The organism is Stenotrophomonas mori (assembly GCF_023556335.1).
GTDB classification, from domain to species: domain Bacteria; phylum Pseudomonadota; class Gammaproteobacteria; order Xanthomonadales; family Xanthomonadaceae; genus Stenotrophomonas; species Stenotrophomonas mori.
The window spans coordinates 1199778-1212569 of record NZ_JAIKTS010000001.1 but is presented as its reverse complement, the minus strand read 5'-3'; the positions used below and the strand labels follow the sequence as shown (position 1 = coordinate 1212569).

The 12792-nt window shown below is 70.4% G+C and carries 9 protein-coding genes and 1 tRNA gene; 6 read left to right on the top strand and 4 right to left on the bottom strand.

Translation table 11 applies throughout. The annotated features are described in order from the left end of the window. Positions 1–264 precede the first annotated feature (264 nt). The 3 genes from K5L01_RS05400 to K5L01_RS05390 form a co-directional block, all read right to left on the bottom strand. Entirely contained in the window at positions 265–930 is a 666-nt protein-coding gene (locus K5L01_RS05400; RefSeq protein ID WP_250062615.1) for an HNH endonuclease, read from the bottom strand. Positions 931–1005: 75 nt separating this feature from the next. Next, positions 1006–2796 (bottom strand): acyl-CoA dehydrogenase C-terminal domain-containing protein, encoded by a 1791-nt coding sequence (locus tag K5L01_RS05395; protein WP_250062613.1) that lies wholly within the window; start codon positions 2794–2796, stop codon positions 1006–1008. A 31-nt stretch (positions 2797–2827) separates the two neighbouring features. Beyond that, entirely contained in the window at positions 2828–3304 is a 477-nt protein-coding gene (locus K5L01_RS05390; RefSeq protein ID WP_250062610.1) for an LEA/WHy family protein, read from the bottom strand. A 173-nt stretch (positions 3305–3477) separates the two neighbouring features. Between K5L01_RS05390 and K5L01_RS05385 the strand changes: the two genes are divergently transcribed. From K5L01_RS05385 to K5L01_RS05365, 5 genes are all read left to right on the top strand, one after another. After that, a complete protein-coding gene (locus K5L01_RS05385; protein ID WP_250062608.1) occupies positions 3478–6837 on the top strand; it encodes a TonB-dependent receptor in 3360 nt (1119 codons plus the stop codon). A 61-nt stretch (positions 6838–6898) separates the two neighbouring features. After that, positions 6899–7486 carry an RNA polymerase sigma factor gene (locus tag K5L01_RS05380; RefSeq protein ID WP_250062606.1) on the top strand — a complete coding sequence of 196 codons (588 nt, stop codon included), beginning with the start codon at positions 6899–6901 and terminating at the stop codon, positions 7484–7486. Continuing rightward, positions 7470–8492: a FecR family protein gene (locus K5L01_RS05375; RefSeq protein WP_250062604.1), complete on the top strand. Its 1023-nt coding sequence runs from the start codon at positions 7470–7472 to the stop codon at positions 8490–8492. The genes K5L01_RS05380 and K5L01_RS05375 overlap by 17 nt, the downstream gene beginning before the upstream one ends. A gap of 16 nt (positions 8493–8508) precedes the next feature. Further along, the gene (locus tag K5L01_RS05370) at positions 8509–10329 is read left to right on the top strand and encodes an amidohydrolase family protein (protein WP_250062602.1); all 1821 of its coding nucleotides are present in this window, start codon (positions 8509–8511) and stop codon (positions 10327–10329) included. A 12-nt stretch (positions 10330–10341) separates the two neighbouring features. Further along, on the top strand, positions 10342–11790 hold the full coding sequence (locus tag K5L01_RS05365; RefSeq protein WP_250062599.1) for an amidohydrolase: 1449 nt from the start codon (positions 10342–10344) through the stop codon (positions 11788–11790). A 106-nt stretch (positions 11791–11896) separates the two neighbouring features. Here K5L01_RS05365 and K5L01_RS05360 read toward each other — a convergent pair whose 3' ends face one another. Continuing rightward, positions 11897–12436, bottom strand: coding sequence for a lipocalin family protein (locus K5L01_RS05360; protein WP_250062597.1), 540 nt, complete (start codon positions 12434–12436; stop codon positions 11897–11899). A gap of 213 nt (positions 12437–12649) precedes the next feature. Here K5L01_RS05360 and K5L01_RS05355 point away from each other — a divergent pair. Then, positions 12650–12725, top strand: a tRNA-Phe gene (locus K5L01_RS05355). Positions 12726–12792: the final 67 nt, after the last annotated feature.

The following is a 12792-nucleotide window of genomic DNA, read 5'->3' as shown; positions in this document are numbered from 1 at the left end:
TTTTCGCCCCCATTCGGGGGTGGGGCAAGCAAACCGCGGGCGTTGTGAGGGCGCGATGACGGAAGAACGGCGCGAGGCTGAAGGGCGGTTCAGCTGCAGGGCGTCCCGGCCTCCGTACTGCGCTGCCGGCGCCGGCGCCGCATGGGCCGCCGCACCTTCAGGGCGGCGGCCCTGCAGGGGGACGCATCATGGACGCGTTTGCGCTCCGCCGCCGATGAACGCCCACGCATCGCACGCGGGCCGGGCCTCCGGCGGCCCGCGGGTTCATGCGCTGCGGCGCAGCGCACGCCTCGGCAGCTGTGCCTTCAGGAAGGCCATCTGGTCGGCGAGGATGTTGCGGTTGGACAGGATCAGGTGCTCGATCCAGCTGGGGCGGTAGGGCACCGCCAGCAATGGCATGCCGGCCTGTTGCGGGGTGCGGTCGCTCTTGCGCGAATTGCACTGGAAGCAGGCGCTGACCACGTTCTCCCAGGTGTCCAGGCCGCCCTTGGAGAGCGGCTGCACGTGGTCGCGGGTCAGGTGCGGGCGGCCGAAGCGCTGGCCGCAGTACAGGCAGAGATGGGCGTCGCGGGCGAACAGCGCGGCGTTGCTGAGGTTGGGCGTGGGATCAAGCGCGCGCGAGCGGGCGTGCCCGCGGGTGGCGATGATCGGGTGCAGGTCCAGCCCGCTGCGGCGTCCGCTGGCGCGGTTGATGGCGCCGTGCACGTGCTGGCAGGGGTCGCCGAGGGTCCAGGCGACCGCACCGCGGGCATAGATGCAGGCCGCATCCTGCCAGGTGATCCAGTCCAGCACGCGGCCATGCGCGTCCAGCGACAGCAGACGCACGGAACCGAGGCGGTGCAGGGGGGGCGGGAGCGAAAACGCCGCGTCCGGAGCAGGTGCGGCGACTCCGGTATCGATCAGACCACGGGGTGTAGTGTCTGTCTCCATCGGGAAAACAGCTTATACACGAAGCGTGACAGTTTGTGTAAACCGCCGCCCTCGACCCGGGCGGCGGCCGGTGGCTCATCCGCCGAAATGCTCGGCATCCATCGCCATCAGCGGTGCCGCGCCGCTCTCCATGGCGGCGGCGTGCAGCAGGGTGCGCGGCAGGATGCGCGCGTAGTAGAAACGCGCGGTCTCCCGCTTGGCCTGCTTGAAGCCGTCGGTGTGCCCGGAGGCCTGCGCCGCGGCGGCCGCGCGGGCCCACCAGTAGGCGAGGGCCACGTAGCCGCTGTAGAACAGGTAGTCCCAGCTGGTCGCGCCCAGTTCCTCCGGGTTGCCGGCGGCACGCTGCAGCACGTTGGCGGTCAGCGTGCCCCACTCCCTGGCCTTGGCGCCCAGCACCGGCAGGAACTCGGCCACGGCCGGGTTGTCGGCGCTGTCGGCGATGAACTGCTCGATCTCGGCCAGGAACAGCTTCAGGCCGGCGCCCTGCGAGACGGCGGTCTTGCGGCCGATCAGGTCCAGCGCCTGGATGCCGGTGGTGCCTTCGTAGAGCGTGGTGATGCGGGCGTCGCGCGCGTACTGCTCCATGCCGTGCTCGGCGATGTAGCCGTGGCCGCCGAACACCTGCTGGCCGTTGTAGGTGGCCTCGATGCTCCACTCGGTCAGGCAGGCCTTGACGATCGGGGTGAGGAAGCTGACCAGGGTGTCGGCGTCGGCACGGACCTGCTCGTCGCCGGCATGCTGGGCGGCGTCGAGCTGGGTGTAGGCGTGCGCGGCGAGCAGGCGGCCACCTTCGGTCAGCGCCTTGGTGGTGAGCAGCATGCGGCGCACGTCGGGCTGGGCGATGATCGGATCGGCCGGCTTGTCGGCCAGCAGCGGGCCCTTGGGCGCGCGCGACTGCAGGCGCTCACGGGCATAGGCCAGTGCGCCCTGGTAGGCGCGCTCGGACTGCGCCAGGCCCTGCACGCCGACGCCGAGGCGGGCGGAGTTCATCATCACGAACATCGCCTGCAGGCCCTTGTGCGCCTCGCCGACCAGGTAGCCCTGGGCACCGTCGAAGTTCATCACGCAGGTGGACGAGCCGTGGATGCCCATCTTGTGCTCCAGCGCGCCGCAGCGCAGCGCGTTGCGCTCGCCCTGGTTGCCGTCGCGGTCGACCTTGTACTTGGGGGTGACGAACAGCGAGATGCCCTTCGGGCCCGGAGGGGCGTCGGGCAGCTTGGCCAGCACCAGGTGCACGATGTTCTCGCTCAGGTCGTGCTCACCGGCGGTGATGAAGATCTTGGTGCCGGTGATCGAGTAGCTGCCGTCGGCATTGGCCTCGGCGCGGGTCTTGAGCAGCCCCAGGTCGGTGCCGGCGTGCGGTTCGGTCAGGCACATGGTGCCGGTCCAGCGGCCGGCCACCAGCGGCTTGAGAAAGGCCTCCTTCTGCCAGTCCTCGCCGTAGTGCTTGAGCGCCTCGACCGCGCCATGCGACAGCATCGGGAACAGGCTCCAGGCCAGGTTGGCCGAGGACACCATCTCGCTCAGCGCCATGCCCAGCGTCTCCGGCATGCCCTGGCCGCCGAACTCCGCCGCCGCGGTCAGCCCGGTCCAGCCGCCTTCCACGAACTGGGCATAGGCTTCCTTGAAGCCCGGGGCGGTGGTGACGTCGCCGGTGGCCTTGTCCAGCGTGCAGCCGGTCTGGTCGCCGACCGCGTTGAGCGGGGCCAGCACGCTGGCGCTGAAGCGCCCGGCCTCTTCCAGCACGGCGTCGATGACGTCGGCGCTGGCCTCTTCCAGGCCCATCGCGGCGAACAGGGTCTCGGCCCCGAGCACATCGTGCAGGGCGAAGCGGAGGTCGGTGACGGGGGCCGTGTAGTTGCTCATCGGTTCGGTCTCGGAAGGGGCGGGAAAGAGGTCAGCGCAGTACCCCGGGCAGGCCCGGCGCCTGGTTGAGGCTGTTGCGGGCCGTCACGTCGAAGCTGCGCTGCTTGCGCTCTTCGGGGGTGGCGGCCACGGTGCCGTCCAGTTCGTAGAACAGCGAGCGGCCGCCGGCGAGGGCGTCGGCCATCACGATCCGCGCCGGCGAGCTGGGCTGCAGGCGCACGGTGACGACATCGGCCGACTCCGGGCCGATGGAGAGTCCCGGCGCGGCGTCCAGGGCGCCGGCGACTTCGTCGCCGACCTTCATCTGCAGGGCCAGGGTGTCGAAGCGCATCGGCATGGAACTGTAGTTGCGCAGCCGCAGCTGGATTTCCCAGCTGCCGTCGCCGGCGACGGTGAGCTGCTGGATGCCGGCGGCCGGTTCGGAGACCCGTTTGACGGGGCCGCTGCCGCATGCGGCGAGAGTGAGCGCCAACAGCGCAGTCAGGACGTACTGGGGGCGGAAACGCATACTGCAGGGTCCTCGGATCCGGAGCGGCGACAGGTCAAGGATACTACGCCGTATGGCGGGATGGCGCCGTCCCCGGGGGCGGCATGGATGGCGGAACTTCGCCGCCGGCTCATCTAGACCTACCAGGAGACCTGCAAAGTCGCCGTAATCGCATATACCGGAGGGGTTCATTCATGCGTTCATTCAAGTTGTTGCCGCTGGCAAGCGCGGTCCGCGGCGGCCTCGCCGCCGTCGCGCTGAGCCTGGCCATGCCGGCGCTCGCCGCGCCGCCCACGTTCGACATCGACCGCGGTCGCATCGAGGATGTGTTGCCGGAGTTCGCCCGCCAGGCCGGGCTGCAGATCATCGCTCCGGCGGCGGGTGAGGACGGCGGGGTCGAAGTCGGCCAGCTGAAGGGCCAGATGGATGCGCGCCAGGCGCTTAGCCGCCTGCTGGACGGCACCGGGCTGACCATCGCCTCCGACGATGGCCGCACCATCACCCTGCGCGCGGCCGCACCGATGCTGGCCTCGCTGGGCGGGCTGGGCGGGCTGGCGGTGGCGCAGGCGGCCGAACCGGAGCCGGCGCCGCAGGCGGCCCCCGAGGCGCCGGAGAGCAGCGCCCCGGTGAGCACGCTGGACCAGGTCACCGTCGTCGGCAGCCAGATCAAGGGCAGCCGCTCGGCGGCGATCCTGCCGGTGGCGACCCTGCAGACCGAACAGATCGAGGCCACCGGTGCGGTGTCCGGCGACGACCTGTACCGCTCCATCCCGCAGATGGGCGATGTCTCGTTCAGCGGCACCAACGGCGGCAACAGCTCCAACTACGCGCGCGGCGACATCGCCTCGGTCAACCTGCGCGGCCTGGGCGTGGGCAACACCCTGCTGCTGATCAATGGCCGCCGCACCGTGGTGCATCCGACCAGCCAGGCCGACGGCAACCTGGTGCCGGTACTGACCTACAACGCCAACGCGGTTCCGGTCGCCAATCTGGGCCGGGTCGAGGTGCTGCTGGACGGCGCCGCGGCGATCTACGGCACCGATGCCGTGGCCGGCGTGGTCAACAACGTGCTGCGCGACGACATGGACGGCGGCACCATCAGCGTGCAGCGCGGCTTCGGCGAAGGCACCAACCTGCGCGACATCGGCGTCAACGGCATGTGGGGCAAGAACTCCGAGGACCTGCGCTCCAACATCACCGTCGCCTTCAACTACTACAACACCACCGGGCTGAACTCGCTGGACCAGAACTGGACCCGCAGCGGCGACCGGTCGGCCGACTTCGCCGGCACGCCGTACGAAGGGCTGGCGGGCGTGGACAACCGCAACACCAACAGCCCCTGGGGCAACTTCACCGTCGTCGGTGGGCCGGTCTCGAGCAACGGCACGCCGCTGACCACCGCCGCCGGCGCGTTCCACGTGCAGCCGACCACCAACAACGGCTGCCAGGCCGTCCTCGGCGACGGCGTGTGCGTGCAGTCCGGCAGCAAGGCGACGTCCGGTGACGATGCCAACCTGCGCGACAACCACCAGTCGCAGTACCCGCTGTCGATCACCCCGGACGTGCGCCGCCTGAACCTGTTCGTCACCGGCAAGCACGATTTCGAGAACGGGATTTCGTTCTTCAGCGAGGCCGGCCTGTACGAGTCGCGTGCCTACAGCCTGCAGAACGGCGTCAACACCATCACCGCGCTGCCGATGACGGTGGCGGCAAGCAATTACTGGAACCCGTTCGGCGCGATGTACCTGCCCGACGGCTCGCTCAACCCCAACCGCCTGCAGGGGCTGGACATCGGTCCGGACGGTGCGCCGGTGACGATCACCAGCTACCGCTTCGAACGCCCGACCCGCATCGAGGTCAACAACACCCAGGTGCGGGCCCTGGCGGGCCTGCGCGGCTACCACTTCGGCTTCGACTGGGAAAGCGCCGCGCTGTACTCCAAGGCCAAGGTCAAGGACACGCAGGACGCGGTGAGCATGTCGCTGTTCCAGCAGGCGCTCGCGAACCCGACCGAGTCCGCCTACAACCCGTTCTGCGGCGGCTGCAACGACTGGAGCAAGCTGGACCAGTTCTTCTACAAGGCCCGCCGCCAGAGCGAGACCGAGCTGTACCTGTGGGACGTCAAGGCATCGCGTCCGGACCTGTTCCGCACCTGGGCCGGCGACGTCGGCATGGCCGCGGGGATCGAGGTGCGCCACGAGACCCAGCGCGACGAGCGCGATGCGCGCGTCAACGGCTCGGTGACCTTCACCGACGCCATCACCGGCGTGGACTATCCCAGCGACATGTACGGCGTGAGCCCGACCCCGAACACCTATGGCTCGCGCACGGTCGCCGGCCTGTTCGCCGAGCTCTCGGTGCCGCTGGTGTCGCCGGAGATGGAGGTGCCGCTGGTGCGCTCGCTGGACCTGCAGGTCGCCGGCCGCGCCGAGCGCTACAACGACTTCGGCAGCGTCGCCAAGCCGAAGCTGGCGCTGGGCTGGCAGATCTTCGACGGGCTGACCCTGCGCTCCTCCTGGGCCAAGGGCTTCCGCGCGCCGAACCTGGAGCAGATCAACGCCACGGTGGTGAGCCGCTCCAACAACCGCACCGACTACATCCAGTGCGAGGCCGACGTGCGCACCGGCGCACAGGGCTCCATCGCCGGTTGCGGCGGCCACACCTACTCGACCACCGCACGGCGCTCGGGCAACCCCAACCTGAAGCCGGAAACCTCGACCAACACCAGCGCGGGGCTGGTGTTCCAGCCGCGCTTCATCCCGGAGGACTACGGCCGCTTCACCTTCGCCGTCGACTACTACAAGTACGAGCAGGAAGGCATCATCGGCCTGTTCGGCGAAGGCAACGCCCTGATCCTGGACTACATCCTGCGCCAGCAGGGCGGGAGCAACGATGCGGTGGTGCGTGCCGATCCCACGGCCGACGACATCGCGCGCTTCGCCGGAACCGGGCTGAGCCCGGCCGGCAAGGTGCTCTATGTCACCGACCAGTACGTCAACCTGGAACCGCAGACCCTGCGCGGCGTCGACTACAACTTCGCCTGGAACTCCCCGGAAACCCGGATCGGGCGTTTCGACGTCTCGGTCACCGGTACCCACCTGATCGAGTTCTACCGCCAGCGGTCGCCGGCGCTGCAGGCGCTGGAGGATGCCAAGGCCGGTGGCCTGGTCGATCCGTCGATCCGCATCACCGGCGGCGGCGACCTGATCGGCAACGGCGGCAATCCCGAGTGGAAGTGGTCGGGCACGCTGACCTGGCGCTACCAGCAGCTGTCGGTGGGCGCCACCGCGCGCTATGCCAGCTCGTACGTGGAGAACAGCCTGGTGCTGTCCGACGGCACGCCGTGGACGGTGAAGTCGCAGACCCTGGCCAATGCGTTCGTGAAGTACGACTTCGAGCGCGAGGGCTGGCTCGAGGGCGTGTCGCTGAAGGTCGGTGCCAACAACCTGGCCAACAAGCGTCCGCCGGTGTCCGACGATGTGTTCGGGTACTCCTCGGCGGTGTACCAGGCCTATCCTCGCTACTGGTACGTCAACGTGAGCAAGGCGTTCTGATGAAGGTGGCTGCGGTAGGGACCGGCGCCCGGCGGAGGCCGGGCGCACGCGGAGCACGGCGATGAAGGCCGAGCAGGCGAAGGCGAGGGCGGCGTGGCTGGCCGAGCACGTGCTGCCCTGCGAGCCGGCGCTGCGGGACTGGCTGCACCGGCGCCTGCCGGTGCACCAGGACGTGGACGACGTGGTGCAGGAGGCCTACGCCATCCTGGCCGCCATGGAGGACGTGTCCCACGTCCGGCAGCCGCGCGCGTACCTGTACTCGGTGGCGCAGTCGGTCGTGCTGCAGCAGCTGCGTCGCGCCCAGGTGGTGTCGATCGAGGCGGTGGCCGAGATCGAACGCGTGGCGACCAGCGGCGACGAGGCGTGCCCGGAACGGACCGCCTCGTCGCGGCAGGAGCTGGCACGCATCGGCTCGTTGATCAACGGCCTGCCGGACAAGTGCCGCGAGGCCTTCGTCCTGCGCCGGGTCGAGGGCTATTCGCAGCGCGAGATCGCGCAACGCATGCAGATCAGCGAGAACACCGTGGAGAAGCACATCTGCAAGGGAATCCGGGTGTTGATGGATTCGATGAAGCGCGACGGGGAGAACGTGCGGGAGGGCAGGGAACGGCCCACAGCAGGAGGAACGAGAAATGCGCGCAACCGATGATCTCTCTATCGACGATATCGCCGCGGCCTGGGTCGCGCGCGAGGATCGTGCCCCGCTGGGCGCGGCCGATGCCGTTGCCCGCGATGCCTGGCTGCAGGCGGACGTGCGCCATTTCGGCGCCTATGCACGGGCCCACGCGGTGCTGGTGCGCACCGACCGTGCGCGGGCGCTGTCATCCGGCGTCCCCGGGCCGCGGGACGCCCCGGTCGCGGCCGCACGCGCACCGCGCCTCGGGCGCACGCGGCGGCTGCTGCGCTGGGCGGCCGGTGCGGCCGCGGCGATCAGCCTGCTGGCGATCGGTGTGCACCGCCAGGACGACGATGCCGAGTACTACGCCACGCGCCGCGGCGAGATCCTGCGCGTCCCGCTGCAGGACGGGTCGGCGATCACCCTCGATTCGGACTCGCAGGTGCGGGTGCGCTACACCGACGACCGCCGCAACATCACCCTGCTGCAGGGCGAGGCGCTGTTCGACGTGGCCAAGAACCCGGGCCGGCCGTTCGTGGTGCGGGCGCAGGAGACCGACGTGACCGCGGTCGGCACCAGTTTCGCGGTCAGCCTGACCGAGCGCCGCAGCGGCGGCGTCGAGGTGCTGGTGCGCGAGGGCGTGGTGGACGTGGCCGACACCCAGGGCGCGGTGGCGCCGGCACGGCTGCTGGCCAACTACCGTGCGCTGGCCAACCGCAGCCATGGCATCCGCATCGAGGCGGTGGCCAACGAAGACCTGGAGCAGCAGCTGGCCTGGCGCGAAGGCATGCTCTCCTTCAATGGCGACACCCTGTCGGTGGCCGCCGCACAGTTCCTGCGCTACAGCGACACCCGCATCGTCATCGACGATCCGGTGGTCGGCAGCCGCCGCATCGTCGGCCTGTATTCGGCCAGCGATCCGCTGGGCTTCGCGCGCAGCGTCGCCGTGAGCCTCGGGCTGGTGGTCGAGCAGCAGGGGAAAGTCGTGCGCCTGAGCACGCCACAGGGCCCGTCGCACGCGGCGCGCTCGATGCAATGAACCAGGAACCAAGGCAATGAACCGACACAAGCGAGATGACCGCCGGCTGGCCCTGCTGACCGCACTGCTGCTCTCCAGCGGCCTGGCCAGCGTGGCCGCCACCGCCGCCGATACGGCGGTGCTGATCCGCGATGCGATGGTGTTCGACGGCACCGGGCGCGAGGCCTACCCGGCCAGCGTGCTGGTGACCGACGGCAGGATCGCCGCCATCGCCGCGGCCGGCGAGCGCCTGGATGCCCCCGCCGGGGCCCGTGTGGTGCAGGCGCGCGGGCAGGCGCTGCTGCCGGGGCTGTTCGACCTGCACACGCACTGGACGCCGAATGCGCGGCCGGCCGAGCTGCCGCAGATCGCCAACCTCTACATGGCCGCCGGGGTCACCACGGTCAGCGATTTCCACGAGCCGCCGGAGGCCTATGCGCCGCGGCGCGCCTGGCTGGCGGAGATCGCCGCTCCGGACGTGAAGTTCGCCGCGCGCATGAGCACGCCGCTCGGCCATGGCGCCGACTGGGGCGACGAGAACACCACCCGCTGGGTGAACTCGCCGGAAGCCGCGCGCGCCGGGGTGCGCGCGGTCGCCGCCTACAAGCCGGACTTCATCAAGGGCTTCACCGATGGCTGGCGCTATTCCAATGCCGCCGACAACAGCAGCATGGACGAGGAGACCCTCACGGCGCTGGTGGACGAAGCCCATGCGCATGGCCTGAAGGTGTTCACCCATACGGTGATGGTCAAGCGCGGCAAGACCGCCGCGCGCGCCGGCGTGGACGTGATCGCGCACAGCGTGCAGGACGTGCCGGCCGATGCCGAGCTGGTGCAGCTGATGCGCGAGCACGGCACCGCCTATGCGCCCTCGCTGGCGGTGTACCTGCCCGAGCGGGTGGACGGCAGCGGCGTGGCCGGCACGCGCCCGGAGGTGCTGGCACAGCGCCGGCGCAACTTCGCCACCGCCCTGCACAACGTGAAGCTGCTGCACGATGCCGGCATTCCGGTGGTGGTCGGTACCGATGCCGGGATGACCGGAACGCCGCACGGCGCCTCGACGCTGCGCGAGCTCGAACTGCTGGTCGATGCCGGATTGACCCCGGCCGAGGCGCTGCTGGCCGGCACCGCGAACAGCGCCGCGGCGCTGGGCGTGGCCGACCGCGGCACCATCGAGGTCGGCAAGCGCGCCGACCTGCTGCTGGTGAAGGGCCGTCCCTGGGACCGCATCGCCGATATCCGCAATACCCAGCGCGTCTATGTGGCCGGCCGCCAGGTGCACGGCAAGGGCACGCGCCTGCCGGCGGGCAACCGCGCGCTGTCGCTGCCGGCACGCCCGGTGCCGGCACGGGTGGACGATTTCGAGCGCGACGACGGGCGTACCGCACTGGACACCCTGCGCATCGACGAGGCCGACGGTGGCAACGACCGCACCGTGCAGGTCAGCACCGTGGTCGCCCGCGACGACGGCGGCAACGCCTTGTCGGTGCAGGCCAAGCTGTCCACCAAGCCGAACGCGTACGCGGCGGCGATCCTGCCGCTGACCCGCGGCTCGGTGGCGCCGGCCGACCTGCGCGGCTACCGCGGCATCCGCTTCGACGTGCGTGGCGGTGCCGGCACGCTGCGGCTGGAAGCGCGCGCGCTGGGCGACCGCCGCTTCCTGGCGCCGATCGAGGCCGGCCGCGCGTGGCGGACCGTGGAGATCCCCTTCACGGCGCTGCAGGGCCAGCCGCCCTACCGCGCGCAGGGACCGGTGGCCGAATGGAAGGGCGACGACGTCCAGCAGCTGGTGTTCTCCGGCGGCGGCGAGGCCGGCGGCACGATCTGGTTCGAAATCGACAACGTGGGCTTCTACTGAGGCATGACGGCAATGCACAAGACCCTGGCGCGTCTGCGCACCCCGCTGCTGGCGGCCCTGCTGGCCGGTTGCGGCGCTCCGGCCTGGGCGGCCGATTCCGGCGTGCTGGCCAGCCTGGACGCCTATGCGCCGCGCCAGGCGCAGGTCGCGCAGACGCTCTGGCAGCACCCGGAGCTTGGCTACCTGGAAGTGCAGTCGTCGCAGCTGCTGCAACAGGAGCTGCGCCAGGCCGGTTTCCGGATCGAGGCCGGGGTGGCCGGCATGCCGACCGCGTTCGTCGCGACCTACGGCCGCCGTGGCGACGGCCCGGTGATCGCCCTGCTCGCGGAGATGGACGCCTTGCCGGGCATGGCGCAGGCCGCCGAGCCGGTACGCACGCCGATTCCGGGGCAGGCGGCGGGCCAGGCCTGCGGCCACAACCTGTTCGGCGCGGCCTCGGTGGGCGCCGCGCGTGCCATTGCGCAGTGGCTCCAGGCCAGCGGCACAGCAGGCGAAGTGCGCCTGTACGGCACACCCGCCGAGGAAGGCGGCTCGGGCAAGGTCTACATGACCCGGGCCGGGCTGTTCGACGACGTGGACGTGGTGCTGCATTGGCACCCGGGGTCGGAGAATTCGGCCGCGCAGGGCACCAGCCTGGCCAACATCAGCGGCAAGTTCCGCTTCCACGGGCTGGCCGCGCATGCGGCCATCGCACCGGACCGCGGCCGCTCGGCGCTCGATGCGGTGGAGGCGTTCAACCACATGGCCAACCTGATGCGCGAGCACGTCCCCGACGGCACGCGCATCCATTACGTGATCAGCAACGGTGGCAGTGCGCCGAACGTGGTGCCGGACCTGGCCGAGGCCTACTACTACGTGCGCCATGTCGATCCGGCCGTGGTGCGCGATGTGTTCCAGCGCCTGCACAAGGCCGCCGAAGGTGCGGCGCTGGGCACCGGTACCAGCGTCGAATTCGAGCAGACCGGCGGGGTGTTCTCGCTGCTGCCCAACGACACCCTGGGGCAGGTGATGCAGGCGGCGCTGGAGCAGGTGGGCGGGGTGCGCTACGACGCCGCCGAACAGGCCTTCGCCGAGACCCTGCAGCAGAGCCTGGAGCGGCGCCCGCCGTTGGCGGTGGCCGCGCAGCTGCAGCCGTACCGTGCCGACCTCGCCGGCAGCGCCTCGACCGACGTGGGCGATGTCAGCTGGACGGTGCCGACCGCCGGGCTCAGCACCGCCACCTGGGTGCCGGGCACTCCCGCGCACAGCTGGCAGGCGGTGGCGGCTTCCGGCGCCACGCTCGGCGCCAAGGGCGCGTTGAATGCCTCCAAGGCGTTGGCCCTGGCCGCGGTACAGCTGTTCCAGTCGCCGGACACCGTGCGCAGGGCGGCGGACGAGTTCGCGCAGCGGCGTGGCCCGGCGTTCCACTACGACCCGTTGCTGCAGCGCGAATCGCCACCGCTGGATTACCGGCGCAAGTAGACCGGCCACCGCCGCGTGCGGCCACGCTGCACGCCGTGGGGCGTCTTGCGTCCGCCGCACCGCGCGCGCCCGGCCGTCGCCGGGCAATGCCGGGCATCGGCCGGCATCACTCCATGGTGACCACGACCCGCAATGGCGCCAGGTCGTAGCCCATGTCGGTGGCCTGGCGCTTGAGCCGTTCGAACAGGGCGCTGTCCATCGACGGCGTGCGCGACAGGATCCAGAGGTAGTCGCGCCCGGGCTCGCCGATCATCGCCCACTGGTAGTCGGGATCCAGCGCGATCACCCAGTAGTCGGCCCATACCCAGGGCAGCCATGACAGCCAGTCCGGTGCGAAGCGGACCTGCAGGCGGCCGGGGTGTCCGGCGACCTGGCGGGCGACGCCTTCGGCCTCCAGCAGGCTGCCGTCGCGCACCCGGCAGCGGTTGAGCACGCTGATGCGGCCGTCGGACCGCAGGCGGTAGCTGGCGGTGATCTCCGCGACGCAGCGCTTCTGGAACGATACCGGCAGGTGGGCGATCTCGTGCCATTGGCCGGCATAGCGATCGAGTTCGAAATGCTCGACCGGGACGACCGGCGCCTGCGCCAGTGCCTGGCCGGCGAACAGCAGCGACAGCGATGCGGACAGCAGTGGACGATGGCGCATGGACGGCCTCCAGAAGGTCGGTCGCGGGCCAGGCAAGGCTGCATGCCGCAGGGTAAATATTCCGTTCGCATGCGCCGCTCCGGCAGGGGCGCGCCCGCGATACAGGCCGGCGGCATGGCGATGCCGCAGTATTTTCCACACAACGCTTGCCGAAACCGGAAGACCTCCGTATCATGCGCCGTCTCGCCGACGGCAACGTCGCGAAAACAAAGTGGCCGAGTAGCTCAGTTGGTAGAGCAGGGGATTGAAAATCCCCGTGTCGGCGGTTCGATTCCGTCCTCGGCCACCATACAAATCAAGTGGTTATGAAGCCCGCGCACGTCGCGGGTTTTTCGTAGGTACAGTTTCGGTACACC

Excerpts from the sequence above, each read along its gene's own strand:
- K5L01_RS05395 (WP_250062613.1), bottom strand. The coding sequence starts at position 2,796 with ATGAGCAACTACACGGCCCCCGTCACCGACCTCCGCTTCGCCCTGCAC.
- K5L01_RS05385 (WP_250062608.1), top strand. The coding sequence starts at position 3,478 with ATGCGTTCATTCAAGTTGTTGCCGCTGGCAAGCGCGGTCCGCGGCGGC.
- K5L01_RS05390 (WP_250062610.1), bottom strand. The coding sequence starts at position 3,304 with ATGCGTTTCCGCCCCCAGTACGTCCTGACTGCGCTGTTGGCGCTCACT.
- K5L01_RS05360 (WP_250062597.1), bottom strand. The coding sequence starts at position 12,436 with ATGCGCCATCGTCCACTGCTGTCCGCATCGCTGTCGCTGCTGTTCGCC.
- K5L01_RS05380 (WP_250062606.1), top strand. The coding sequence starts at position 6,899 with ATGAAGGCCGAGCAGGCGAAGGCGAGGGCGGCGTGGCTGGCCGAGCAC.
- K5L01_RS05370 (WP_250062602.1), top strand. The coding sequence starts at position 8,509 with ATGAACCGACACAAGCGAGATGACCGCCGGCTGGCCCTGCTGACCGCA.
- K5L01_RS05365 (WP_250062599.1), top strand. The coding sequence starts at position 10,342 with ATGCACAAGACCCTGGCGCGTCTGCGCACCCCGCTGCTGGCGGCCCTG.
- K5L01_RS05375 (WP_250062604.1), top strand. The coding sequence starts at position 7,470 with ATGCGCGCAACCGATGATCTCTCTATCGACGATATCGCCGCGGCCTGG.
- K5L01_RS05400 (WP_250062615.1), bottom strand. The coding sequence starts at position 930 with ATGGAGACAGACACTACACCCCGTGGTCTGATCGATACCGGAGTCGCC.